The sequence below is a fragment of the Nonomuraea sp. NPDC048901 genome, assembly GCF_040649695.1.
Classification (GTDB): Bacteria; Actinomycetota; Actinomycetes; order Streptosporangiales; family Streptosporangiaceae; genus Nonomuraea.
In genome coordinates this window covers 209266-234146 of sequence record NZ_JBEZFW010000013.1, presented here as the reverse complement: position 1 = coordinate 234146, position 24881 = coordinate 209266, and the positions used below count along the sequence as shown (strand labels likewise).

Genomic DNA, 24881 nt, shown 5'->3' with positions numbered 1-24881 from the left:
TCATTCGCAAGAAGCACGCCCATAATTTGGTCATGCCGTCGATGAGTGAGCTGAGAGCAGGAGATCCCGCCGGTCTCGGAGGTTATGAGATCCGCGGACGGCTGGGAGAAGGCGGACAAGGCGTCGTTTATCTGGGCGTCGACGAGCAGGGCGACCAGGCCGCCATCAAGTGGTTACGGCCGAACCTGGCGGGCGACGTGGTCGCGGCCGAGCGGTTCGCGCGGGAGGCGGCCGTGGCGCAGCGGGTGGCACCGTTCTGCACCGCGAAGGTGCTGGCGACCGGGGTGCATGAGGAGCGGCCGTTCATCGTCAGCGAGTACGTCGAGGGGCCGCCGCTGCGGCAGGTGGTGACCGAGGAGGGGCCGCGCGCGGACGCCGCCCTGTACCGGCTGGCCATCGGGAGCGTCACCGCGCTGGCCGCCATCCACCAGGCGGGCATCGTGCACCGCGACTTCAGCCCGAACAACGTGCTGCTCGCCGGCGAAGGCCCCCGGGTGATCGACTTCGGCATCGCCAAGGCGCTCGACGCCACCTCGACGATCACCTCCACCCCGGTGGGGACGCCCGCGTTCATGGCGCCGGAGCAGGTTCTGGGGCAGCCGGTGGGGCCGGCCGCTGACATGTTCGCGTGGGGGAGCACTATCGTGTTCGCCGCCACGGGCACCGGGCCGTTCGAGGCGGAGTCCGTGCCGGAGATCGTCGACCAGGTGCTCTACAACGAGCCCGATCTGTCCTCACTGACCGGGCCGCTGCGCGAACTCGTGGCCGCCTGCCTGTCAAAGGACCCCGCCCGGCGGCCTACCGCCGAACAGGTGATCATGCGGCTGCTGGAGCATCCCACGTCGAACCCCGCGGAACTGGAGCAGGCGGCCGCCGTGGTCAGCGGCTCCCCGTCCCGCCCCTCGCTTCCGCCTCAGCCCTCGTCCAACCCCTCGGCTCCGCCTCGGCTTCCACTCCAATCCCAGCCGCCGTCCCAGCCGGGGCCGGGGCTCCCCATGCAGCCTCCGTCTCACCCCTCGGCTCCGCCTCAGCCTCCGTTCCAGCCCCAGCCGCCGTCCCAGCCGGGGTCAGGGTCCCCCATGCAGCCCCCATATGGACAGCCCTCATACGGTCAGCCTCCGTACGCGCAGTCGGGGCCATACCCCCAAGGGCCGTACCCCCAGGCTCCGTACGGGCAGCCGGGGTCATACCCCGAGGGGCCGCAACCGCAGTCGGGGCCGTACCCCCAAGGGCCGCAACCGCAGGCGGCGCACCCGTACGGGCCACCACCCCAAGGTCCGATCCCGCAGGGCCCGTCACTACAGGGCCCGTCTCCGCAGTACGGCTCCGGCCCGCAGGGGCCGCCGCCTCGATCGGGCGGGAAGAAGAGCTACGTGGTGGCGGCGATCGCCGCGGCTGTGGCCATCGTCGCGACCGTCGTCGTGGTGGCCGTCGCGCTGACCAACCTGCCCGGCCCGCCGACCCCGACCTCCTCCCCGAGCGCCGAAGGCACGGCCACATCCGCGGCCCCGACGGTCGTTCCCACCGCGAACCTGGTCACCTCAACGCTTCCCGACACCGACGCGGTCATCTACGAGAATCCGGGCGATGCCGTCAGGCTCACCACCTACCTGGTCCGCGACGCGAAGACTCAGAACTGGATCTACTACGCCCGGGACTCCCTGGCCGGACCGTTCACGAAATATCCGGACATGTGGGAGAGCATGCTGTCGCCCAACGGCCGGTACCTGGCCCAGCGCGGCAAGAAGTTCGTCGACGGCTACGACAGCGTCAAGATCACCGACAAGGTGTCGGGTGAGGCGTTCACGGTCAAGACGTCACGCCAGCCGCTCAGCGCGTACGTGCAGGGCTGGTCGCGTGACAGCGGCCGCCTGCTGTTCAACGTCGGCAACCCGGTGAAGGGGGTCTGGCAGTCGACCGGGTTCGCGATCGTGACCGTCGCCACCAGGCAGGCCACGGTCGCCTCGCTCAGGGAGGGCTCGCTGCACGGCATCCGTTACGGCTTCGACCAGGCCGACACGGGCGTGGTGGCCCTGTCGAACGACGCCAAGCAGCAGGCGCTGCGCTTCTTCGACGCGAACGGGGTGCGGCTGCGCCGGATCCCGAACGTGGGGTCGGGTATCGCCGAGTCGCTGTTCTCGCCGTCGGGCAAGCAGTTCGTCACCAACTGCCCCGGTCTGGGCAGCGGCAACAACTGCGTCTACGACGCCCAGACCGGCACCGAGCTGAAGCGCTTCGAGTCGCCCTGCACCGGCCTGGCCACCTGGTACGACGACAGCCATCTGGTCTGCTGGATCAGGCCCGACGCGAGCGCGGAGAAGCAGCAGATACAGGTGGTCGATTTCACGGGCACCGCGCTGCGACTGCTGGCCGAGATACCGACGAACAGCTCGAACATGGACGTGATCTACACCTTCCCACGCCGGAACTAGCCCAATTCCCCGCGTGTCACCGGAACTTGCCCAGTTTCCGCATGTCACCAGAACCAGCCCTGTTCTCCACGGGTCGCTGTCCACGGGCTACACCGATGACACCGAGTGCTGGATCAGCCCTAGCGGCTGACCTACGACAAGGCGGTATGTGCGAAAAAGACAGGACTAGCGGACGCGGCCCCTGGGCCGCAGCCGGGTGCCCGGCAGGACGGGCGCGGGGAGCGGGCCGCCGTCGAACCCCTCGACGGCGCCGAACCCCTCGCCCTCCATCCACTCCTTGCGGAACGCGACGATCTCGTCGTGGTCGCGGCCGACGAAGTTCCACCACATCACGATCTCCTCGGCGAACGGCTCGCCGCCGATCAGCAGCACCCGCCCGCGCCCGCTCAGCCGCAACAGGCTGCGGCCCGGCGGCAGATAGAGCAGCGGTCCCGCCTCCAGCGGCTCGACCTCCCCGTCGAGCAGCAGCACCCCGTGCTCGAAGCCGGGGTCGAGCGGCACTTCGGCGTTCCCTTCGACGGCCACCTCGGCGCCCACCAGGGGGCTGTAGGTGGTCGCGGGCGAGGTCACGCCGCCGAGCGACCCCATGATCACCGTGGCGTCGAACCCGGTGCCGGACCGCACGGGCAGTGACGCGTGGTGCTCGAACCCGGGCCCGGTACGCCGGTCCGCGTCGGGCAGCGCCACCCACAACTGAACGCCGTGCAGCAGCGTCTCGGGCGACTCCTCCGAGTGGGAGATGCCGCGTCCGGCGGTCATCAAGTTCAGCTGGCCAGGGCGTACCTCCTGGAGACTGCCGACACTGTCGCGGTGCAGCACCTCGCCGGCGATCAGCCAGCTCACAGTCTGCAGACCGGTGTGCGGATGCGGAGGCACCCGCATCACCGCCACCTCGGGGCCGTAGGCGTCCACGAAGCACCACGCGCCGATCATGCGGCGGTGCGCGTTGGGCAGCGTCCTGCTCACCGACATGCTGCGCGGACCGCCCAGCGGCACCGCGCGTCCGGCGAGCAACTCGGTCTCACCACCGCTCTCGGCAGCGCAGCGGATCTCGTCGGGGTCCTGCTCCAGGTTGCTCACGTTATGAACTGTACGACGGCACTGTACGGCGGCATGGGTCAGCTCTCGGCGGGTGCGGCTGCGGGCACGGGGGCAGAGACGGAGGCGGAGTACGGCGGCATGGATCCGCACTCAGCGGGTGCGGGAGCGGAAGCGGTGGCGGAATATGGCGGCATGGGTCAGTTCTCGGCGGGTGCGGGAGTGGAGGTGCGGCGGCGGGCCAGGAGTGACTGCGCGATGCCCACCACGACGATCGCGAGCGGGAAGACGGTGCCGACCAGCAGCCCGGCACGGAGTCCTGAGCCGTCGCCGAGCAGGCCTTCTTGGGTGACGGCGCCGTCGCCGAGCAGGCCGCCTTGGGCGACGGCGCCCGCCAGCCACGGGCCCGCCGCCGCCCCCGCGTCGCCGAACATCGCCAGGACTCCGAACATCGCGGTCCCGCCCAATGGGAAGCGGGCGGCCGTCAGGCTGAACGTTCCCGGCCACATCAGGCTGACCGCCAGCCCGCACACCGCACACCCGATCAGGCTGAGCACCGGGTCCCGGGCCAGGGCGGCGGTGAGGTAGCAGGCGGTGGCCAGTACGCCGCAGGCGATCACGGCGGGCAGCAGGGGGATCCGGCTACCCCAGAGACCGTAGGCGATCCGGCCGAGTCCCATGAGCACCGCGAACAGGCAGGGTCCCGCGAGGTCCCCCCACACCTTGGCCACGCCCAGCCCTTGCTCGGCGAAGAGCGAGGACCACTGCGACATGGTCAGCTCGGCCGCGCCCGCGCAGAGCATGAGCAGGAGCGCCGCCGCGAAGAACGGGGTCCGCAGCAGAGCCCCGAGCCCGGTCCGGTGCTCCTCGGGCACCGTCGCGGGCAGCGGGACCCGCAGGAAGAGCACGAGGCCGGCCAGGGGTACGAGTGCCCACAGCAGCGGCAGCGCCTGCCAGGCCGCGTCGCCGATCCAGGCCAGCACCAGCGTCGTGCCCAGCACGACGGCGACCTGGCCCCAGCAGTAGAAGGAGTGCAGCAGGCTCATCCTGGCGGCCCGGTGCTCAGCCGGTGCGGGCAGGGCGTCCACCACCGGGCTGACCAGGACCTCCAGCAGCCCGCCGCCGATCCCGTAGATCACCACCGCCACGGCCAGCCCTGTGTAGGGCGACGGCAACGCTGACGGAGCGACCGCCAGCAGCACCAGCCCGGCCACGCTGAACACGTGCGCCAATGCCAAGGGCACCCGGTAACCCGTCCGGTCCACCACCTTGACCGCGATCAGGTCGGTGACGAGCTGGGTGGCGAAGTTGAGCATGACCAGGCGGCCCAGCATCTCGTACGGCACCTGATAGCGCGTCTGGAAGACGATGAACAGCAGTGGCGCCAGGTTGTTGACGATGGCCTGGGTGACATATCCGGCATAGCAGGCCCGCCGGGTGTGGTCGAAGGTGGTCAGCCCAGGGTCTCCCACCAGCCGTCGACGGCCGGAGCGCCGTCGGTGTCGACGGCCTCACCGGGGCGTGGCACCACGATCTCGACGTCGCGGGCCTTCGCCTCGCGCCACAGCCGCTCCACCGGCTCCGCCCACGGGTGCAGCGCCAGCGTGAACGTCGCCCAGTGCACCGGCAGCAGCAGCCTGCCGCCCAGGTCGAGGTGGGCGTTGACCGCCTCTTCCGGGTTCATGTGGATGTCGGGCCAGGAGGGGCTGTAGGCGCCGATCGGCATCAGCGTCAGGTCGAACGGGCCGTGCGCCGACCCGATGCCCCGGTAGCCCTCGAAGTAGCCGGAGTCGCCCGCGTAGAAGACCCGCTTGCTCGCTCCGGCCACCACCCAGGAGCCCCACAGCGTGTCGTTGCGGGTGAGGACCCGGCCGGAGAAATGGCGGGCGGCCGTCGCGATGAAGCGCAGCCCGGCCACCTCGGCCTCCTCGTCCCAGTCGAGCTCGATGATCCGGTAGGCGGGCACGCCCCATCGCTCCAGGTGGGCGCCGATGCCCAGCGGCACCAGGAACGGCGCCTTCTGCGTCGCGGTGAGCGTGCGCACGGTCCCCATGTCGAGGTGGTCGTAGTGGTCGTGCGAGATCGCGATCGCGTCGACCTGCGGCAACCGGTTCAGCGGGACGGGCACCGGGTGGTGCCGCTTCGGCCCGACAAGCTGCGACGGCGACGGCCGTCTGCTCCACACCGGATCGAACAGCACCCGACGCCCCTCGATCTCCACCAGCGTGGAGGCGTGGCCGTACCAGATCGCTCTCAGCCCGGTGGGCGACGGGTCGCCGGTCGGCGGCACGCGCAGCGGAACGGGGCCGGACGGGCGGCGCAGGTCTCTGTCCTTGGACATCTCGCGCAGCAGACCCGGGGGCGGCGCGGACAGCATGGTGGTGGATTCCGGCATCGGGTTGTAGAAGGCGCCGTCCTTGAACTGCGGGGAGCGCCGCACCCTGGCCGCCCGGTCCGGTCCCGAGGTCAAAGGCCGCACGCCCAGCTCGGCGGGTACGTCACGCAGGGCCCAGCCCGCCGCGGCCAAGGCCGCCCCGCCTACGAGAATCCGTCGTATCGTCCGCAGTCTCGCCATCGCTCACACTCCCCTGAAAGTCGGTCCACACCACTCAACTGATCGCGATATCTCCGATGTTCCCGATTTCGACGATATATCGCGATAGATTCAGACCGTCTTGATCGCGCCGCCGTCGATGACGTAGTCGGCGCCGTTGACGCTCGCGGCGTGTGGTGAGGCCAGGTAGGTCACCAGGGCGGCGACCTCCGCGGGAGCGACGAATCTACCCGTTGTCATCCCCGTGCTCGACGGCAGCCCCGCCAGGAGCTGGTCGTGCTCCAGGCCCATCTTGACGGCGAGCGCCGCGCCGTAACCGTTGGGGTCCTCCCACATCGACGTGCGGCTGGCGCCGGGGGAGACGGTGTTGACCCGCACCCCCTGCGGCCCGAATTCCTCGGCCAGCGCCTTGCCGAACGCGGTCAGCGCGGCCTTGGCCGTGGTGTAGGTGATCGGGCCGGCGTGCGGCATGCGGGCGCCGTTGGAGGAGATGTTGACCACGGTCCCGCCCTGTCGCAGCAGGCTGGGCAGGGCGGCCCTGGTGGCGCGGACGGCGCTGAGGAAGTTGAGATCGTGGGTCTGGTGCCAGTGCTCCTCGGTGAAGCCCAGGAACCCGTCCAGCTGTCCCTCGCCGCCGTCGCCGCCGCCCACGTTGTTGACCAGCAGATCGAGCTCGCCCAGCTCGGCCAGGGCGGTGCCGATCAGCTCGGCCGGGCCTTCGGCGCTGGACAGGTCGACCGCGATCGCCGTCGCGCCGGTCTCCTTCAGCTCGGGCGAGATCGTCCGTGAACCGGCCACGACCCGCATCCCCTCCGCTCGCAGCGCCGCGACGATGGCGAGACCGAGGCCCCTGCTGGCGCCGGTGACGACGGCGGTCTTGCCGGTGAGTCGCATGTCCATGGTGACGCGTGCCTCCGTAAGTGCATCGCTGATGATGCTAGGAAGGTAGCAGTTGCAACATCAGTGTTGCAACTCTGGAGTGTATGGTTGCACTGTGGAAGCGAGTCAGCAGGGGCGCGCGCTGCGTTCCGACGCCGAACGGACCGTACGCACGATCCTGGAAGCGGCCGAGCGGGTGCTCAGCAAGAATCCGTCGGCCAGCATGGAGCAGATCGCCGAGGCGGCCGGGGTCGCCCGCACGACCGTGCACCGGCGTTTCGCGTCCCGCGATGCCCTGGTCAGCGCGATGGAAGGGTGGGCCACGCGGCAGTTCGCGGCGGCGGTCGAGTCCGCCAATCCCGAGACCACGCCGCCGCTGGTCGCGCTCTACCAGGTCACGGCCAGCGTGTTGCGGGTGAAGATCGATTGGGGCTTCGCGATGAGCCGCGCGTCGTCGGACCCCGAGGTGGCCCGCGTGCACTCAGAGGTCGAGGACAGGTGCGACCAGCTGTTCCGCAAGGCGCAGGCCACCGGCCTGCTGCGGGCCGACGTGGATCCGGCGTGGGCCAGGCGTGTCTACTACGCGCTGATCCACGAGGCCGCGCAGAGCCAGGGCGACGACGCCGACACCCTGGCCACGCTCCTGGTCGACACCCTGCTACGGGGCGTCGGCACCGACCGGGGCCTGGGATAGTCGTCCCACAACGCGTCGGCACCGACCGGGGCCCGGTCGACACCTTGCCATGCGGTGTGGGCACTGACCGGGCCTGGGCTGAGAACTGGGTCGGCAGATGGCACCTGGCAGATGCTGCTGACCGCGATCCAGACCGAGCCGCCCGGCTGCTCTCACCGAGGCGGCGCCGGCGATGCGGTCGCATGTTCGGGCTCAGCTTGCTTTGACCAGCAGTCGGCGTGGCCAGTAGACGAACCCGTCGCTCCACACCACGGCCGACAGGTCCTCCTGCGCGTGCAGTCCTGGCAGGCGCGTCACCAGAGCGTGGAACGCCTCCTGCAGTTCCATTCTCGCCAGGTTCGCGCCTAAGCAGTAGTGAGGGCCATGGCCGAATGCCAGGTGCGGAGTGGACTGGGCATCGGTGAACCTCTTCACGTCGAACCGCAGCGGGTCCTGGAACACCGACGGGTCGTGGTCGGCGGCCCAAAGGTTGGGCAGCACAACCGTGCCGGCCAGGATGGTCCCGCCGGACACCTCGACGTCATCAGTGATCCGCCGGAGCATGCCGTTGGAGCCAGGTCCTTCGTGACGCAGGATCTCCTCCACCGCCGGCTCGACCAGTTCGGGATGGGCCGCGAGTTCGGCGTACTGGTCGGCGTGGCAGAGCAGGCGGAAGCTGCCCCGGACGATCATTGAGGCGGTCGTCTCGTGCCCGGCCATGATCAGCGTGAACACCATGTTGGTCAGCTCGTCCTCGCTGAGCCCATCGCCTTCATCGCGTGCCGCGATGAGCAAGTCGATCAGGTCCTCGCCGGGCTCGGTCCGGTGCTGCTCGATCAGCTCCCGCGCATAGGCCGTGAACGCGGCGAATCCCTGGGCCCGAGCGTCGGCGCTCGCGTCCGAGGCGGACAGAAACATCTCCGTCCAGCCGCGGACCTGCTCGAAGCGGTCCATCGGCACGCCGAGCAGCTCGCAGATCACCCGAGCGGGCAGCGGCAGCGCGAAGCCCGCGACCATATCGAACTCATCACCGGCCGCGTCGATCAACTCGCCGGCGATGGCCGCCACGCGGGGCCGCCAGCGTTCGATGTGCCTGGGCGTGAACGTGCCGTGCATGATGCGCCGGTATCGGGTGTGCTCCGGCGGATCCTGGTTCATCAGCGCCGCCGGGTCGTCGTCCAGGAACGTGCCGCTGACCATTCTGGGCAGGCCGGGCTCACGCAGGTTACGACTGCTGGCCGGCGAGGTGAGCACGCTGCGGACATCCGCGTACCGGACGATCATGGGCACCCGGTCACCGCTCGGCAGCGTGGCCGCCTCCATCGGCGCCTCAGCGTACCGGCGGGTCAGGTCGGGCGACGGGGTGCCGTACGGTCCAGGGGGAAGGTCCGGCCAGGTCGATGTGGTGCTGGACTGTTCTGTCAAAGCCGCCTCCGGGCGATGTCGTCGTCCAACAAGCTCGCCGGGAACGTACGAAACAAGCCGCCGACGGTCAAGACCCCAACCATGCGTGGAAGGGGTGCGTGGAGCGGCTGGCCTGGTCCTTCGGCTCCAAACCTGATCCGAGGAACAGCTCTCAGCCGTCCTGCCCGCCGTCTGGGGGCCGGATCTCGATGGGCGGGCTCAGGCGGGGATGTGCGCGTACGGGCTGATGTCGATGGGTGGGGTTTCGCCCAGTGCGAGCGCGGCGGCGATCTGGCCGGTGAACGGGCCGGCCGTCAGGCCGTACGCGCCCAGGCCCGTTGCCACCACCACCCGGTCGGTGAGCCGGTCGATGAGAGCCGTGCCCGCCCCGTACACCGGACGCAGGCCCACCCTCGTCTCCACCACCCTCGCGTCGTCCAAGCCGGGCGCCAGTCGCAGGCCCGCCGCCAGCACCTCGTGGATGCCGCCGAGGGTGACGTACGGCGAGAACCCGGCGTCCTCCACGGTCGCACCGACCACCAGTCGCGAGCCGGGGAAGCCCAGCAGGTACGGCCCGCTCCGGGGCAGCACGATCGGCCAGGAGGTGGTGTCCACGCCGTCGAGGGTGGCATGCACGATCTGCCCGCGCCTGGGGGACACCGGGATCTCCACCCCAAGCCCCCGGCACACCTCCCCGCTCCAGGCTCCGGCGGCCACGATCACCACATCCGCCTCCACGCGAACCTCGGCCGGCGACTTGAGCCTGTCGCTCGGTGCTCCCACCTCCCGAGTCGGGGACTCAAGCCTGCTTCCCGGCATCGCCGCCTCCCCGGCGTGCGGCTCCGGGCCGGGCGCGCCGGTGGTGGTGCGGAGGAGCGGATCGCCGTCGGGTGTGGTGTGGAGGAGCACGCCGCCGTCGGGGGTGAGGGTCGCGGTGCCCGTACGGAGGTCGGCGCCTTGGCGGATGGCGGCGCGGAGGAGGGCGTCACGTACCGCCCGACCGTCCACCCGAGCGGCCCCCGGCACGTGGATCGCGCTCAGACCTTCCCTGAGCGGCGGGAACAGTGCCGACGGAGCCGCCACATCCGTGATGTCCCCCATTTCTGGTGCCTCCGGATGGCGGCGCAGCAGGAGGGCGCGTATCGGCTCCAGTTCGACCGGGTCTGTGGCCACCAGCAGCGCTCCGACCCGTGCGTACCCGATGTCCTCGCCGAGCGCCGACACCAGATCCGGGTAGCGGCGAGCCCCCTCGCCCGCCAGCGTGTACCAGGCGTCGTCGTCGGGATGGTCCACCCACGGGCACACGATGCCCGCGCCGGCCTCCGTCGCCCGCCCGCTGAAAGCCCCGTCCACCACCGTCACGGACACTCCGCGCCCGCTCAGGTGCCAGGCCGCGGCCGCTCCGACGATTCCGCTCCCGATCACCGCAACACGCATGTCCCCATGATCGCAGCCAGGAGGACGCCGAACGAAGCGGGTCAGCCGCCGGCGGTCCAGCCGTACGTCTTCATGAGGTGAGCCGCCACGCGGGCGAACCGCGCACCGTCGAGCACCGCGCCCTCACGCCTGATGTCGTCCTCGTCCAGGCCGAACACGCGGTCCAGCCGCAGGTAGGACGTCTTGCCGTCGCGCCCCCACACGCCGACCTCCAGCCAGTCGGGGCCGTCGTCGCCCTGGCTGGACAGCATCATGCCCAGCAGCCTGCGTCCGGTGCGGCCCACGATCAGCAGCGGGCGGTCCTTGCCGCGCTCCGGGTCCTCCTCGTAGGGCACCCAGGCCCAGACGATCTCGCCGGGGTCGGCCAGTCCGTCGAGGTCGGGGGAGTAGGACAGGGTCGCCGCCTGGCTGAGCGAGTGGATCTCCCGCACCGCACCGCGGGCGGGCCGGGGGTCCTCACCTGAATCACGCACGCGAGGGAGCTTACGCCACCGGGCCGTCGTTGATCGAATCCGGTGCGGCTATCCGGGAATGCCACGAAATATCGGCAAACAGGAGGCGGCGATCGTGCTCAGCCTCGTCCTCCGACGGTGACAGCGGCGGGGAAAGGGACGGGGACGCGTCAACGGTCGCGACCCGGGCTCTCCGTCGGAGATCCTGGAGGAGCGAGCAGGCGGCGCAGTGCCGCGGGGGTGCGGCCGGCGTGGCGGCGGACCGTGCGGGTCAGGTGGGCCTGATCGGCGAACCCCAGCTCGGCGGCCAGCAGCGCCAGGTTCGCCGCGCCGCCCTCCAGGTGGTCGAGGGCCCGCCCGACGCGCACCCGGTTGCGGTAGTGGGTCAGGGATATGCCGAGCTCTCGGGTGAAGGCCCGGCTCAGCTGGTACGGCGAGACAGCCAGGAACTCCGCCAGCGGCAGGAGCCCATCGGCGGCGGGATGGCCCGCGGCGATGGCCTCCCGGGCACCCTCCACGATCACCTCCGAGCTCGCCGGAGCCCGGCCGCGCCGCGCCGGCACGGGGGTGAGCTGGGCGAGGGCGGTGGAAAGGAGGGGCAGCAAGGCTTCGGCGAGCTCGAAAGCCGTGTCGCCGGTGCGGGCGGCGGCCAGGAAGCGGCGGTGCGCCAGGTCGAGGCGGGCATCCACGTAAATCGTGGAGCGGGAGGGCACCACGTTGTCGCCCGCGAGCGAGCGCCACAGATCCGGCGTCACGCACAGGGAGGTGCACACGTCGCCACCCGCCGGGTGTGCGTAATGCTCCTCCTCGCCAGGAATGCCGAGATAGGCCATCGTCGGATCCACCACGGCGGCCCGCCCGTCGGCCTTGCGGCGGAAGCGGCCGCGGCGCACCAGCACCACCCGGTAGGCGGAGCTCGTTTCGGGCGGCGACCACCTGCGGTGATCGTCGTGGCAGGTCACCGCGTCGAGGGTGAACCCGGACCCGGTGCCGAGACGGACTGCTGAACGCACCTGCCGAACCCTACGCTCCGGCTACGACAATCCTGCCGCCGTCGCACCGGCACACGACGGTATGCCCAGCACCGGCGCGCAGTGCCGCCCAGCGCCGCCGCGCCGGCGGACGGAAAGCGCGGCGCCGCGGCGTGGTGCCGCCAGTCGGCGAACGCCCAGCGGTGGTGCAAGGATGTTCAAGACCCGGTCGCCCGCCCCGCCCCACCCTGGACCCATGACAACAACCATCACGGTCTCCACCGTGATCTTCGACTGCCAGGACCCGGCCGCTCTCGCCGACTTCTACGCCAAGGCCACCGGCGGCCGGATCGCCCACAGCGACGACGACTTCGCCACCGTCGAGGGCGGCCCCGTCGGGCTGGCGTTCCAGCGTGTCGCCGGCTACCGCGGCCCCGGCTGGCCCGGCGACGCCAAGCACGTCCACCTCGACCTCCAGGTCACCGACGTCGAGCTCGCCGTCAAGGAGCTGGTCGGGCTCGGCGCCGCCGTACCGGAGTTCCAGCCGGGTGGCGCCGACTGGACCGTGCTCACCGACCCTGAGGGCCACCCGTTCTGCGTCGCGGCAGGTGGCTGACCCCATGGCCGCCATTCACAAGGAAGCGATGCTCGACGTCCCCGCCGAGCGGGTGTGGGCGGTCCTGCGCGAGGCCGGCCGGGTTGACCGGCTCGCGCCCGGGTTCGTGCTCGAGTGCCACATGGAGGGCGATGTCAGGATCGTCACGTTCTTCAACGGTGCCGTCGCCCATGAGCTCATCCTGGACGTCGACGACGAGGCCCGCCGCATCGCCTACGCCATAGTCGACAGCCCGCTCGGGCTGCGGCACCACAACGCGTCCTCGACGGTGGTGGACGAGGGCGACGGCCGGTCGCGGTTCGTCTGGCACGCGGACCTCTACCCGGAGGAGGCGGTGCCCGTCGTCGCCGAGTTCATGGATCGGGGGCTGAGCGCCATGAAGAACGCCCTGATGTCCTCGGCGAGCAGCGTCGGCGCCTGAAGCGCGGCGTAATGGCCGCCGGCGGTGAACTCCGACCAGCGCACCACGTTGTGCGCGACCTCGGCGTAGCGCCGCACCGAACTGTCGCCGGGGAAGACCGCCACGGCGGTCGGCGTCCTGCCCGGCTCGGCGGGTGGCTCCCAGGCTGAGGCGCCCTCGCGGTAGAGACGCGCGGAGGAGCCCGCCGTGTCCGTGAGCCAGTAGATCGTCACATTGGTCAGGATGTCGTCGCGCGACAAGCCGCCGATGTCCTGACCCCAGGAGGCGTACGCGTCGAGGTTCCAGGCGAGCTGCCCGGTCGGCGAGTCGGCCAGGCCGTAGGCCAGGGTCTGCGGCCTGGTCCCCTGGATCATGGCGTACCCGGAGTAGTGGCGGTGCCAGCGCTCCACCCCCTTGGCCCGCTCCACCTCGGCCGCGCTCAGCCCGGCCTGGTCGTCGTTGACGAGCGTCGTGAGCGCGTTCAGATGCACCCCGACGACGTGGTCCGGGTCGAGCCTGGCCACCTCCGGGGAGATCAGCGAGCCGAAGTCGCCGCCTTGCGTGCCGTACCGCGTATAGCCGAGCCTGCTCATCAGCTCCGCCCAGGCGGCGGCGACGCGCCGCACGCCCCAGCCGGTCTCCGACGTCGGTCCCGAGAAGGCGAAGCCGGGGATCGACGGGATGACCAGGTGGAAGTCGCGGCTGAGGGGTTCGGCGACACGCGCGAAGTCGGCGAACGTGCTGGGCCACCCGTGCGTCAGCAGCAGCGGCAGCGCGTCCTCGCGGGGGGAGCGCAGGTGCGCGAAGTGCACGCGCTGGCCGTCGATCACGGTCGTGTACTGCGGAAGGGCGTTCAGCCTGGCCTCGTGTGCACGCCAGGAATAGCCGTCGAGCCAGTATTCGGCCAGCTCGCGTACCGCTGGAAGCGGTACGCCGTAGGACCAGCCGACGCCCTCCAGCGCGTCGGGCCAGCGCGTACGGCGCAGCCGCTCCGCCAGATCGGTCAACGCGGCCTGCGGGATATCGATCACGAATTTCTCCATGTCGCCAAAGCTAGGCGGCATTGCGGCCAGGATCAGGACACAATTGCCCTTGTGTTGGACACCTCCGCCAGGCTGCTCCGCCTGCTGTCCCTGCTGCAGGCACGGCGCGACTGGCCCAGCGCTGACCTGGCCGAACGGCTCGGCGTCGCGGTCAGGACCGTGCGCCGCGACGTCGAGCGGCTGCGCGGTCTCGGCTATCCGGTCCACTCCACGCCGGGTGTCTCCGGCGGCTACCGGCTGGGCGCGGGCGCCGAGCTGCCGCCGCTGCTGCTGGACGACGACGAGGCCGTGGCCGTCGCCGTCGGCCTGCGCACGGCCGCGGGCGGCACGGTGACGGGCATCGAGGAGACCTCCTTGCGCGCCCTGGCCAAGCTGGAGCAAGTACTGCCCGCCCGGCTGCGGCACCGGGTCAACGCGCTGCAGACCCACACCGTGCCGATCACCACCGGCGGTCCGACGGTCGCCGCCGAGGTGCTGACCGCGGTGGCCGCCGCCTGCCGCGACCACGAGCAGCTCCGCTTCGACTACACCGGCCGCGACGGCGTCACCACCGAGCGCAAGACCGAGCCGCTCACCCTGGTCAACTGGTCGCGCCGCTGGTACCTGGTCGGCTGGGACGTCGACCGGCGGGACTGGCGCACCTACCGCGCCGACCGCCTGCGCCCGCGCACGCCGAACGGTCCCCGCTTCACCCCGCGCGAGCCGCCAGGCGGCGACGTCGCGGCCTGGGTCGAGCGCCGGATGGGTCACGACATGTGGCCGATCCAGGCCCGCGTCCTGCTGCACGCCCCTGCCGATCAGGTCGCGGGCCGTACGGCGGGCGTCGTCGAGCCGGTCGGCGAGGACACCTGCGTGCTGACATTGCGCGGTGACGACCTGCATCTGATCGCCGTGGTTGTGGCCTTCCTCGACCTCGACTTCGAGGTACTGGAGCCGGTCGAGCTCAAGGAACGGCTGCGCGGGCTCGGGCGGCGACTCACCACCCTCTAGAATCTCATTCTGTGACGTCAGCGTTCTTCACGCGTAAGACGGGCGAGTTCGTGCCCGCTCCGCACGCCCGCAGCCCTTGGTCGCCCGACATGCTCCACGGCCGCCTGCTCGGGGGCCTGGCCGCCATGGCCGTCGAGCAGGAGTACGGTGAGGCGGACCTGCGGTTCGCCCGGCTCACCGTCGATCTGTTCCGCAACAGCCCGATGCTCCCGGTCACCGTCGAGACCGAGCTGGTCAGGGACGGGCGCCGGATCCGGGTGGCCGACGTGGCGATCCGTACCGACCAGGGCGTGATCGGCCGGGCCAGCGCCGTGCTTCTCAGGCAGAGCGAGCAGCCGGACGGCGAGCGGAACGACACGCCCGCCTGGGACGAGCCGCCGCCCGCCGGACCGCCTGTGACGGGCGGGGAGTGGGAGCCGCCGTTCGACCTGTGGCGGCTGACCGACTGGAGCGAGCCGGGCCCCAACCGGGTCTGGCTGCGCGAGACCCATCCGCTCGTGGACGACGAGCCGGTCACGCCGTTCACCAGGGTGGCGCTCGCGGCCGACTTCGCCAGCCCGCTCAGCACCGGCGGCACCGGCGGCGTGCACTTCATCAACGCCGACTACACGATCACGCTCGGCCGGGTCCCCGAGGGGGAGCTGGTCGGCGTGGAGGCGACCGGGCACCTCAGCGACGGCGGCGTCGCCACAGGGCAGTGCACCCTGCACGACGCCGCCGGGCCGATCGGCTTCTGCCTCGTGACCGCCGTGGCCAACCCGATCCCCTTGCGGACCCGCTGAAGAACAGGACGAAGCCGCTCGAAACGGGCCCGCTTTAGAACGCGGCCGCTGAAGACTACGCGGGGCGCTCGGTGCGGTCGCCGGACCAGTCGGTGTGGTAGGCGCCCTCACGGTCCACCCGAAGATAGGTGTGCGCGCCGAAGAAGTCGCGCAGCCCCTGGATCAGCGCGGCGGGCAGCCGCTCACGGCGCAGCCCGTCGTAGTAGGCCAGCGCCGAGGAGAAGCCCGGCGTCGGCACGCCGATCTGCACCGCCGTGGTCACCACCCGGCGCCAGGACTCCTGCGCCAGGTTCAGTGCCGCCGCGAACGTCGGGTCGGCCAGCAGCGTCGGCAGCGCCCGGTCGGTGTCGTAGGCGGCGCGGATCCGGTCGAGGAAACGGGCCCTGATGATGCAGCCGCCCCGCCAGATCGTGGCCATGGCGCCCAGGTCCAGGTCCCAGCCGTACTCCTTGGAGGCGGCGGCCATCTGGTCGAAGCCCTGCGCGTAGGCGACGATCTTGGAGGCGTACAGGGCCTGCCGTACGTCCTCGATCAGCTCCCGCCCGCCGACGCCCGACAGCTTCGGCCCCTCCAGGGACGCGGCGGCGGCGCGCTGCTCCGGGTGACCCGACAGCGCGCGGGCGAACACCGCCTCGGCGATGCCCGTCACCGGTACGCCCAGGTCGAGCGCGCCCTGCACGGTCCAGCGGCCGGTGCCCTTCTGCTCGGCCTGGTCCACCACGACGTCCACGAACGGCTTGCCGGTGGCCGCGTCCACCTGGTCGAGCACCTCGGCGGTGATCTCGATCAGGTAGGACTCCAGCTCGCCCTGGTTCCACTCGCGGAAGACCTCGGCGAGCTCCGCCGGGGTGGCGCCGAGAGCCTGACGCAGCAGGTCGTAGGACTCGGCGATGAGCTGCATGTCGGAGTATTCGATGCCGTTGTGCACCATCTTGACGAAGTGCCCGGCACCGTCGGGGCCCACGTGCACCGCGCACGGGACGCCGTCGACCTTGGCCGAGATGTCCTGCAGGATCGGGCCGAGCGCCTCCCACGACTCCTTGGAGCCGCCGGGCATGATGCTCGGGCCGTTGAGCGCGCCCTCCTCGCCGCCGGAGATGCCGGTGCCGACGAAGTGGATCCCCTTGTCGCGCAGGGCCGCCTCGCGCCGCCGGGTGTCGGCGAAGTGCGCGTTGCCGCCGTCGACGATCATGTCGCCCGGCTCCATCAGCTCGGCGAGCTGGTCGATCACCGCGTCGGTGCCCGGACCCGCCTTCACCATGATGATCGCCCGGCGCGGCCGCTTGAGCGAGGCCACGAAGGCGGCCAGCTCCTCCGACGGTACGAACGTGCCCTCGCCGCCGAACTCCTTGACCAGCTGCTGCGTCCGGCTGGGCGTGCGGTTGTGCACGGCCACCGCGTAGCCGTGCCTGGCGAGGTTGCGCGCCAGGTTCCTGCCCATGACCGCCAGGCCGGTGACCCCGATATCTGCCAAGTCCATATCAAGCTCCTCTGTGGGGGATACGCATGATCCAGCGGTAGAGGTTCGGCTGGATATTCCAATATTTCAGTCGCTTTGGCGTACGCCCAGCTCGTCGAGCCGATGCAGCATGTCAGCCGGATCGGAGTACACGCGGAAAGCACCCGCGCGCTCCAGTTCGTCCCTGCCGTATCCGCCGGACAGCACCCCGATCCCGAGCGCCCCCGCCCGGCGGGCGGCGAGCAGGTCCCAGACACTGTCTCCTACCACCATCGCATGCCGCACATCCACCTCCAGCAGCGCCGCACCCGCAAGGAACAGGTCGGGGTCCGGCTTGGCCCTGCGCACCATGTCGCGGGTCACCATCGGAGTGTCCTCCGGCAGGCCCAGCATGCCCAGCGCCAGCCGGGCCGTACGCGCGTAACCGCTGGTCGCGATCGCCCACGGCACACCGCGCGAGGTCAGCTCGCTCAGCAACTCGGCGGCGCCCGGCAGCGGGCGGACGGAGTCGATCTGCTCGGTGTAGGCGTCACCGTGGATCGTCTGCAACTCGTCGATCTGCTCCGCCGACAGTTTCAGCCCCGTCTCCCGCAGCAGCGCGCTCACGAACAGCCCGCCACTCATCCCGATGCGGCGATGGATGCGCCACACCGACAGGTCGATGCCCAGCCCGGACAGTGCCTGGCGCCAGGCGATGACATGCTGGTAGACGCTGTCGATCAAGGTGCCGTCGAGGTCGAAGAGGAACGCCGGTGTGGGTGCGTGCGGGAACTCCGTCATGGCTCCATGACACCACGGCCGCCATGAACGCCATCATCGCGGTGCGGCTGCCCCCCGCCCAGGCGGTCATGCCAGAGTGAGGGGCATGACGGAATATCGGGTACTCGGACATACCGGTCTCAAGGTCAGCCCTCTTTGCCTCGGCGCGATGATGTTCGGCGGGTTCGGTGAGGAGTCGGCCGAGAAGTCGGCCGACATCATCGACCGCGCCCTCGACTCGGGCATCAACTTCATCGACACCGCGGACGTCTACTCGCGGGGCCAGTCGGAGGAGTTCGTCGGCAAGGCCCTGGCCAGGTCGGGCAAGCGCGACGACGTCGTCCTGGCCACCAAGTGCCACGGTGCCATGGGTGACGGCCCCAACGAGGGTGGCAACTCGAGGCGCTGGATCTTCCAGGCCGTCGAGAACAGCCTGCGCCGCCTCGGCACCGACTGGATCGACCTCTACCAGATCCACCGCCCCGACCCCGCCACCGACATAGACGAGACGCTCGGCGCCCTCACCGACCTCGTCCGGCAGGGCAAGGTCCGCTACATCGGCAGCTCCACCTTCCCCGCGCACCAGGTGGTCGAGGCCCAGTGGGCGGCCGAGCGGCGCGGGCTCGAACGCTTCGTCTGCGAGCAGCCCCCGTACTCCCTGCTCGCCCGCGGCATCGAGGCCGACGTGCTGCCCACCGTCCAGAAGTACGGCATGGGCGCCATCGTCTGGAGCCCGCTGGCGGGCGGCTGGCTGAGCGGCCGCTACCGCAAGAACCAGGAACTGCCGGAGAGCCGCCGCGCGAGCCGGCTGCCGCACCGCTACGACATGAAGCTGGAGGTCAACCAGCGCAAGCTCGACGCCGTCGAACAGCTCGCCGTCCTGGCCGAGGAGGCCGGGCACACGCTGATCGAGCTGTCCCTGGCGTTCACGATCAGGCACCCGGCGGTCACCTCGGCCATCATCGGGCCACGCACGATGGAACATCTGGAGGGCCAGCTCAGCGCCCCCGAGGTACGGCTCAGCGACGACGTACTGGACAGGATCGACGCGATCGTGGCGCCGGGCGTCACCATCAACCCGGGCGACGAGGGCTGGCAGCCCCCGCAGCTGTCCGACGCGAAGCTCCGCCGGCGCCCCTGACCGTCACCGGGCGAGTGCCGCCAGCTCGCGGCACTCCTCCAGGGAGTGCTGGGACAGCTCCTCGCGTACGGACGGCACGCACACCGCCGCCATGGACAGGCTCGTCACCCCCAATCCCACCAGCACCGGGGCGAGCCGGGGATCGCCGGCGGCCTCCCCGCAGACGCCGACCGGCTTGCCGGCGGCGCGGCCGGCGTCCGCGCAGGCGGCGATGAGCTTCAGGAGCGCGGGCTGCCACGGGTCCAGGAGGTCGGCCAGGCCGGGGTGCTGACGGTCGGCCGCGAAGGTGTACTGGCTGAGGTCGTTGGTGCCGATGCTGAGGAAGTCCACCTCCGCCAGCAGGCGGTCGGCCAGCAGGGCGGCGGCCGGCACCTCGACCATCGCGCCGACCCGGGTGAGCCCCCGGGCGCGGGCGCGGCGGGCGAAGCCGGCCGCCTCCGCCGGGGTGGTGACCATCGGGGCCATCACCCAGGCGTCGGCGCCCGTCGCGCGGGCCGCCTCCGCTATCGCGTCGAGCTGCGTGTCCAGTACGGCCGGGAGCACCCGATCCACCCGCAGGCCGCGGATGCCGAGCGCCGGGTTCGGCTCCGGCGGCAGGCCGAGGAACGGCAGCGGCTTGTCCGTGCCCGCGTCGAGCGTGCGCACCACGACCGTCCCGGCCCGCGCGAACACCTCGGCGTAGGCGGCCACCTGCTCCTCGAACGACGGCTCCTGCTTGCGGTCCAGGAACAGGAACTCGGTCCTGAACAGCCCGACCCCCTCCGCGCCCGGCCGGAGGTCGGCGGCCGAGCCGATGTTGAGCAGCAGCTTGACCGGGTGGCCGTCGGCCGTCCTGCCGGGGCCGCTGCTGTTCGCCAGGCGCGCGCGTTCCTCCCGGTCGCTCCTGCGGAGCTCCGCCACGGCCTCGTCCGTCAGGCCGACGCCGACCTGACCGGTCTTGCCGTCGACCGAGATGACCGTGCCGTCGGCCAGGTCGGTGATGCCCGCGCAGGCGACCACGGCGGGCAGGCCGCGGCCGCGCGCCAGGATCGCGGTGTGGCTGGTCGGGCCGCCCTTCTCGGTGACCAGCGCCACCACGTCCGTGCCCAGGCCCGCCGTGTCGGCGGGGGAGAGGTCCTCGGCCACCAGGATGTACGGGTGGCCGGGGGCGGGGATGCCGGGCATCGGCAGGCCCAGGCAGGCGGCGACGGCGCGGTGCTTGAGGTCGTCCAGGTCGGCGGCCCGCTCGGCGAGGTAGCCGCCCAGGGCGGCCAGGGTCTCGCGGTGGTGGGTGAAGGCGGCGTCCAGGGCGTGGGGCGCGTCCAGGCCGTCGCGGACGGCGGCCTCGGCGTCTTCGCGCAGCATCGGGTCGTCGGCGATCATGGCGAGGGCGTCGAGGATCTCCGCCGCGTCACCGCCACCCGCGAGGGCGCCGCGTTGCCGCAGGTCGGCGGTGACCGACTCCAGGGCCTTCACTACTGCGGCGGACTCTGCGGCAGGGTCGGCGACCTGTCGGGGGCTGGGAAGTACGGGCGGCGGCGCCATGCGTATCACCGGCCCCGCGGCCCGCCCCTGACTGACCCCCAGCCCTGCCAACTCCGTATCCGGCGGGACCTCGGCCGGTCGGCCGGGGTCAGCCATCGAGGGCCCCTTCCGCGTCCAGATCCTGGGCGAGCAGCGCCACCAGCGCGTCCAGCGCGGCGTCCGCGCCCGGCGCGTCCGACTCCAGCGTCACCTCGGTGCCCTGGGTGGCGCCGAGCGACAGCACGCCGAGCATGCTGTTCGCGGGCACCGACTTCTCGCCCACCCGGATCCGCACCGGAACCCCCAGCCGCACCGCCTCCTGGACGAACAGCTTCGCGGGCCGCGCGTGCAGGCCGCTCGCCGATGCCACCGTCACCGTACGTTGTGCCATCACAACCCCCCTCAGGGCTCGATCGTGACCTTGATGGCCGCGCCCCGGCTGACGAGGTCGATCCCGTCGAGCACCTGGGACAGCGGCAGCCGGTGGGTGATCAGGTCCGCCACCGGCACCAGACCTTCGGCGATCAGCCCGAGGGCCTCGGCGTTGTGCGCCGGGCTGGAGCCGTTCGCGCCGACGATGGTCAGCTCGCGGTAGTGCACCAGGTTGGAGTCCAGGGCGATGATCGGGGCGTCCTTGGGCAGGCCGCCGAAGAAGCTGATCCTGGCCTGCCTGGCCGCCATGCGCAGGGCCTGCTCCTGGGCCGCGCCGGAGGCCGCCGCCGTGATCACCACGTCGGCGCCGCGGCCACCGGTCAGCTTGAGCACCTGGTCCACCGCGTCGGTGTCGACGACGGCGTCGGGGCGTACCAGCTCCGCCGCCATCGCCAGCCGGTCGGCGTTCACGTCCACCAGGAACACCCGCGCGGCGCCGCGCGCGCGGGCCAGCCGCACGTGCAGGCAGCCGATCGGGCCCGCGCCCATGACGACCACGTCGTCACCCGGGCCGACCCGCGCCAGTGACTGGCCGTTCAGCACGCAGGCGAGCGGCTCGGCCACCGACGCTTCGGCGAAACCGACGCCTGACGGGATGACGTTGACGCCGTTGACGGCCCGCACTTTCGCCGGGATCACCATGTACTCGGCGAAACCGCCGTCGTAGTGGTAACCCATCGACTCCTGGTTCGGGCAGACGGTGAGGCGGCCGCGCCGGCACTCCTCGCAGGTGCCGCACGGAATGGCCGCGATGACCTGCACGCGTTCGCCTGTGCCGACCACCTCGCCGGCGATCTCGTGGCCCATCACCCGGGGCGGGCGGATGTGGTGGTGGCCGTGCTTGAAGATCTTGGCGTCGGTGCCGCAGGTCGAGCAGTTGCGTACCCGGATCTTCAGCTCGCCGGGACCGGCGACCGGCTCCGGCGCGTCCTCCACGCGGATGTCCCCTGGGGCGTGGAAACGGGCGACCTTCACGATCTGAGCTCCTTCATGACTTGGCCGACCTCCGTCGCCTCACGGAGTGCTCTGGCGCGTTCGGGGTCGAGCAGGATGTCGGCGAGCGCCGCCAGCAGCTGTACGTGCCCGTCGTTCTTCGCGGCGATGCCGACGCAGAGGGTGACGGGCTCGCCGCCCCAGTCGACGCCGTCCGGGAAGCGTACGACGCAGATCGCGTCGTGCCGGACGACCTCCTTGGCGGCCGCGGTGCCGTGCGGGATGGCCACGCCCTCGCCGACGTAGGTGGAGATCGTCTGTTCGCGTTCGAGCATGGCGTCGATGTACGGCTCGGCGACCGCGCCCACCTCCACCAGGGCGCGTCCGCACCGCCTGATCGCCTCGTCCCGGTCGGCCGCGCTCTCGTGCAGGAGTACGGCGCGCGGATCGAGCAGGTCGTCACGCATCGACCGTGCCACCGTTCTTGATGGTGGCGACCAGCTTGGTCACGGCCGGGTCGCCGAGGAAGATCTGGAAGGACACCAGCACCTTGCCCGGCGCCGAGACCCTGGCCCGGGCGGCGAGCCCGGAGTGACAGACCACCACGTCGGCGTCGGCCGGGATCTCGTTGACCGGCGTGTGCTCCACGGTGACGCCGGTGTCCTTGAGCTGCTTGCGCAGCTGGCTGGCGAGCATGACGCTGCTGCCCATGCCCGCGTCGCAGGCCACGATGATCTTGTGAATGTCCTTGCTGTCGATGCTGGCCATGGTTCACGCCTCCTTGGCGACGGGCTGGGCCTGGGTGTCGCGGTCGTTCGCGCCGCTCTCCTCGACGCGGTCGGCCGTGGGTTCGGGGGCGGCGGCGGCCTCCGGGGTGTCCTCCGGCGGCTCCTCCTTCTCGCCGCGGCCGAAGCCGAGCAGGAGCGAGGAGACCGCGAACGACACGGCGGTGGCCACGAGGATGCCGGCGATCACGCCCAGCCAGCCGCCCTTCGGCGTCACCGCCAGGTAGGCGAAGATGCTGCCCGGCGAAGGAGTCGCCACCAGCCCTGCACCGGTGATCATGAAGGTGAACACGCCGGCCGCGCCGCCCGCGATGACCCCGAGGATGAGGCGGGGCTTCATCAGGACGTACGGGAAGTAGATCTCGTGGATCCCGCCGAAGAAGTGGATGATCATCGCGGCGGGCGTGCTCGGGCGCAGCGGGCGCGGGCCGAACAGCAGGAACGCGATGAGCAGGCCGAGCCCGGGGCCCGGGTTCGACTCCAGCATGAACAGGATCGACTTGCCGTGCTTGACGGACTCGGCGACGCCGAGCGGCCCGAGGACGCCGTGGTTGACGGCGTTGTTGAGGAACAGCACCTTGGCGGGCTCGATGAGGACCGAGGCGAGGGGCAGCAGGTTGTTGACGATGAGCCACTCGACCGCGTTGCCCGCGGCCGTGGTCACCACGCGGACGACCGGCCCGATGGCCAACATCCCCACGATGGCCATGGCGGCGCCGACGATGCCCGCGGTGAAGTTGTCGACGAGCATCTCGAAGCCGGACTTGGTCCGGTCCTCCGTGAACTTGTCCACATATTTCAGGATCAGGGCGGTGAGTGGGCCGATGATCATGGCGCCCAGGAACATCGGGATGTCCGACCCCACGATGACGCCCATCACCGCGACCGCGCCCACCACCGCGCCGCGTTGCCCGTGGACCATCCGGCCGCCGGTGTAGGCGATGAGGATGGGCAGCAGCGTCTTGATGATCGGGTCGACCATCGCGCCCAGCGCCGCGTTCGGCAGCCAGCCGGTGGGGATGAACAGCGCGGTGATCAGCCCCCAGGCGATGAACGCGCCGATGTTCGGCATGATCATGCCGGCCAGGTGGCCGCCGATGCGCTGGATGGTGGCCTTGGCCCCGGTCCCATAGACCGGGGGTGTGTAGGTTTCGGCCATTGGACGTGCTCCTTCGGGGGGATGAGCAGGTTCCTGGTATGTCGAAGTCGGGTCGGCGAGGGCTTCCAGGAGGGGGTCAGGTGGGGTCGGCGGGGGATTCCAGCGGGCGGGTCAGGACGGGCGGGCCGGTGCGGACGCCGTCGGGGCGGATGTCGGCCGGTCCGGGCATCCGGCTGCCCGGCAGGCACACCGCCGCCGCGCCCCAGGCCAGCGCCTCGACCAGGGCCCGCTCGCCGTGCCCGCCGCCGGCGAGGAAGCCCGCCAGCATGGCGTCCCCGGCCCCGACCGAGCTGCGCGGCTCGGTCACCGTGGCGTGGCCGTACCAGATGCCGCCGTCCTCGACGAGAACCGCGCCGTCGGCGCCGAGGCTGGCCAGGACCGTACGCGCGCCCGCCGCCCGGAGTTTGCCCGCGGCCTCCACCACGTCGCCGAGACAGCGGATCGGCATGCCGGTGGCGGCGGCCAGCTCCTCCAGGTTCGGCTTGACCAGGGCGGGCCCGGCGGCCAGCGCGTTGGCCAGCGCCGGGCCGCTGGTGTCGACGGCGACGTGGATGCCCGCGCCGGCGAAGCGGCGGCAGAGCCTGGCGTAGACGTCGGCGGGCACCTCCGGTGGCAGGCTGCCCGAGGCCACCACCCAGTCGGCCTCGTGCGCGGCGGCCAGTACGGTGTCGGCGATCGTGTCCAGCTCGCCGGGGGACAGGGCGGTGCCGGGTTCGTTGATCTTGGTGATGGTGCCGTCGGGCTCGGCCAGGGTGACGTTCGACCGGGTCGTGCCGGTCACCGGGACCGTCACCATGTCGAGCCCTTCGAGGGTGAGCAGGCGGACGAGCTGCCTGCCCTCGTCGCCGCCGAACGGGACCACCGCGCGCGAGGCGACCGCGTTGGCGAGCAGCGCGCGCGAGACGTTCACGCCCTTGCCGCCGGGGTCCAGGCGGGCGGCGGCGGCCCGGATGACGGCTCCCCGGTCGAGCGAGCCGATCTCGATCGTGCGGTCCAGGCTGGGGTTGAGCGTCAGCGTGAGGATCATGGCCGCCACCCT

The 24881-nt window shown here is 71.3% G+C and carries 25 protein-coding genes; 7 read left to right on the top strand and 18 right to left on the bottom strand.

From position 1 onward, the window contains the following. Positions 1 to 32: 32 nt before the first annotated feature. Positions 33 to 2432, top strand: coding sequence for a protein kinase (locus AB0C30_RS38310; RefSeq protein ID WP_357953248.1), 2400 nt, complete (start codon positions 33 to 35; stop codon positions 2430 to 2432). 165 nt (positions 2433 to 2597) lie between these two features. Here AB0C30_RS38310 and AB0C30_RS38305 read toward each other — a convergent pair whose 3' ends face one another. The 4 genes from AB0C30_RS38305 to AB0C30_RS38290 all read right to left on the bottom strand — a co-directional run bounded on the left by AB0C30_RS38305 (position 2598) and on the right by AB0C30_RS38290 (position 6924). Then, positions 2598 to 3512, bottom strand: coding sequence for a pirin family protein (locus tag AB0C30_RS38305; protein WP_357953246.1), 915 nt, complete (start codon positions 3510 to 3512; stop codon positions 2598 to 2600). Positions 3513 to 3670: 158 nt separating this feature from the next. Beyond that, the gene (locus AB0C30_RS38300; RefSeq protein WP_357953245.1) at positions 3671 to 4942 is read right to left on the bottom strand and encodes an MFS transporter; all 1272 of its coding nucleotides are present in this window, start codon (positions 4940 to 4942) and stop codon (positions 3671 to 3673) included. After that, on the bottom strand, positions 4924 to 6045 hold the full coding sequence (locus tag AB0C30_RS38295) for an MBL fold metallo-hydrolase (RefSeq protein WP_357953243.1): 1122 nt from the start codon (positions 6043 to 6045) through the stop codon (positions 4924 to 4926). The genes AB0C30_RS38300 and AB0C30_RS38295 overlap by 19 nt, the downstream gene beginning before the upstream one ends. 90 nt (positions 6046 to 6135) lie before the next feature. Then, entirely contained in the window at positions 6136 to 6924 is a 789-nt protein-coding gene (locus AB0C30_RS38290) for an SDR family oxidoreductase (protein WP_357953241.1), read from the bottom strand. A 94-nt stretch (positions 6925 to 7018) separates the two neighbouring features. Between AB0C30_RS38290 and AB0C30_RS38285 the strand changes: the two genes are divergently transcribed. Then, entirely contained in the window at positions 7019 to 7597 is a 579-nt protein-coding gene (locus AB0C30_RS38285) for a helix-turn-helix domain-containing protein (RefSeq protein WP_357953239.1), read from the top strand. 192 nt (positions 7598 to 7789) lie between these two features. On the opposite strand, the gene AB0C30_RS38280 is transcribed toward AB0C30_RS38285, so the two are convergent. The 4 genes from AB0C30_RS38280 to AB0C30_RS38265 all read right to left on the bottom strand — a co-directional run bounded on the left by AB0C30_RS38280 (position 7790) and on the right by AB0C30_RS38265 (position 11882). Then, a complete protein-coding gene (locus AB0C30_RS38280; protein ID WP_357953237.1) occupies positions 7790 to 9001 on the bottom strand; it encodes a cytochrome P450 in 1212 nt (403 codons plus the stop codon). Between the two features lie 198 nt (positions 9002 to 9199). After that, entirely contained in the window at positions 9200 to 10417 is a 1218-nt protein-coding gene (locus AB0C30_RS38275) for an FAD-dependent oxidoreductase (protein ID WP_357953235.1), read from the bottom strand. A gap of 41 nt (positions 10418 to 10458) precedes the next feature. Beyond that, positions 10459 to 10890 (bottom strand): type II toxin-antitoxin system PemK/MazF family toxin, encoded by a 432-nt coding sequence (locus AB0C30_RS38270; RefSeq protein ID WP_357953234.1) that lies wholly within the window; start codon positions 10888 to 10890, stop codon positions 10459 to 10461. Positions 10891 to 11039: 149 nt separating this feature from the next. Continuing rightward, positions 11040 to 11882: an AraC family transcriptional regulator gene (locus tag AB0C30_RS38265; protein ID WP_357953232.1), complete on the bottom strand. Its 843-nt coding sequence runs from the start codon at positions 11880 to 11882 to the stop codon at positions 11040 to 11042. Between the two features lie 214 nt (positions 11883 to 12096). Here AB0C30_RS38265 and AB0C30_RS38260 point away from each other — a divergent pair, with 214 nt between their 5' ends. Beyond that, complete coding sequence (locus AB0C30_RS38260; protein WP_357953229.1) at positions 12097 to 12456, top strand: VOC family protein; 360 nt, start codon at positions 12097 to 12099, stop codon at positions 12454 to 12456. 4 nt (positions 12457 to 12460) lie between these two features. Next, complete coding sequence (locus AB0C30_RS38255) at positions 12461 to 12877, top strand: SRPBCC family protein (protein ID WP_357953227.1); 417 nt, start codon at positions 12461 to 12463, stop codon at positions 12875 to 12877. On the opposite strand, the gene AB0C30_RS38250 is transcribed toward AB0C30_RS38255, so the two are convergent. Next, entirely contained in the window at positions 12775 to 13899 is a 1125-nt protein-coding gene (locus tag AB0C30_RS38250; protein WP_357953225.1) for an epoxide hydrolase family protein, read from the bottom strand. The genes AB0C30_RS38255 and AB0C30_RS38250 overlap by 103 nt on opposite strands. 51 nt (positions 13900 to 13950) lie before the next feature. On the opposite strand from AB0C30_RS38250, the gene AB0C30_RS38245 reads away from it, so the two are divergent. Together AB0C30_RS38245 and AB0C30_RS38240 are read left to right on the top strand one after the other, a co-directional pair. Next, on the top strand, positions 13951 to 14889 hold the full coding sequence (locus AB0C30_RS38245; protein WP_357953224.1) for a YafY family protein: 939 nt from the start codon (positions 13951 to 13953) through the stop codon (positions 14887 to 14889). Positions 14890 to 14900: 11 nt separating this feature from the next. Continuing rightward, positions 14901 to 15671, top strand: a complete 771-nt coding sequence (locus AB0C30_RS38240) for an acyl-CoA thioesterase domain-containing protein (RefSeq protein ID WP_357953222.1) — start codon at positions 14901 to 14903, stop codon at positions 15669 to 15671. Between the two features lie 55 nt (positions 15672 to 15726). Here the strand turns inward: AB0C30_RS38240 and gndA are convergent, their stop codons facing one another. Next, a complete protein-coding gene (gndA, locus tag AB0C30_RS38235) occupies positions 15727 to 17151 on the bottom strand; it encodes an NADP-dependent phosphogluconate dehydrogenase (RefSeq protein ID WP_357953220.1) in 1425 nt (474 codons plus the stop codon). Between the two features lie 66 nt (positions 17152 to 17217). Beyond that, positions 17218 to 17910, bottom strand: coding sequence for an HAD family hydrolase (locus AB0C30_RS38230; RefSeq protein WP_357953218.1), 693 nt, complete (start codon positions 17908 to 17910; stop codon positions 17218 to 17220). Positions 17911 to 17995: 85 nt separating this feature from the next. Between AB0C30_RS38230 and AB0C30_RS38225 the strand changes: the two genes are divergently transcribed. Then, a complete protein-coding gene (locus AB0C30_RS38225; RefSeq protein ID WP_357953216.1) occupies positions 17996 to 19030 on the top strand; it encodes an aldo/keto reductase in 1035 nt (344 codons plus the stop codon). Between the two features lie 3 nt (positions 19031 to 19033). Here the strand turns inward: AB0C30_RS38225 and ptsP are convergent, their stop codons facing one another. The 7 genes from ptsP to pfkB form a co-directional block, all read right to left on the bottom strand. Further along, on the bottom strand, positions 19034 to 20650 hold the full coding sequence (gene ptsP / locus AB0C30_RS38220; protein WP_357953214.1) for a phosphoenolpyruvate--protein phosphotransferase: 1617 nt from the start codon (positions 20648 to 20650) through the stop codon (positions 19034 to 19036). Continuing rightward, positions 20643 to 20924, bottom strand: coding sequence for an HPr family phosphocarrier protein (locus AB0C30_RS38215; protein ID WP_225292945.1), 282 nt, complete (start codon positions 20922 to 20924; stop codon positions 20643 to 20645). The genes ptsP and AB0C30_RS38215 overlap by 8 nt, the downstream gene beginning before the upstream one ends. Before the next feature lie 11 nt (positions 20925 to 20935). Beyond that, complete coding sequence (locus AB0C30_RS38210; RefSeq protein WP_357953212.1) at positions 20936 to 21940, bottom strand: zinc-dependent dehydrogenase; 1005 nt, start codon at positions 21938 to 21940, stop codon at positions 20936 to 20938. After that, positions 21937 to 22377, bottom strand: coding sequence for a PTS sugar transporter subunit IIA (locus tag AB0C30_RS38205; protein WP_357953210.1), 441 nt, complete (start codon positions 22375 to 22377; stop codon positions 21937 to 21939). Before AB0C30_RS38205 ends, AB0C30_RS38210 begins: the two co-directional genes overlap by 4 nt. After that, complete coding sequence (locus AB0C30_RS38200) at positions 22358 to 22666, bottom strand: PTS lactose transporter subunit IIB (RefSeq protein WP_357953209.1); 309 nt, start codon at positions 22664 to 22666, stop codon at positions 22358 to 22360. Before AB0C30_RS38200 ends, AB0C30_RS38205 begins: the two co-directional genes overlap by 20 nt. A gap of 3 nt (positions 22667 to 22669) precedes the next feature. After that, positions 22670 to 23842 (bottom strand): PTS mannitol transporter subunit IICB, encoded by a 1173-nt coding sequence (locus AB0C30_RS38195; protein ID WP_357953207.1) that lies wholly within the window; start codon positions 23840 to 23842, stop codon positions 22670 to 22672. A gap of 76 nt (positions 23843 to 23918) precedes the next feature. Further along, on the bottom strand, positions 23919 to 24869 hold the full coding sequence (gene pfkB / locus AB0C30_RS38190; RefSeq protein ID WP_357953206.1) for a 1-phosphofructokinase: 951 nt from the start codon (positions 24867 to 24869) through the stop codon (positions 23919 to 23921). Positions 24870 to 24881 lie beyond the last annotated feature (12 nt).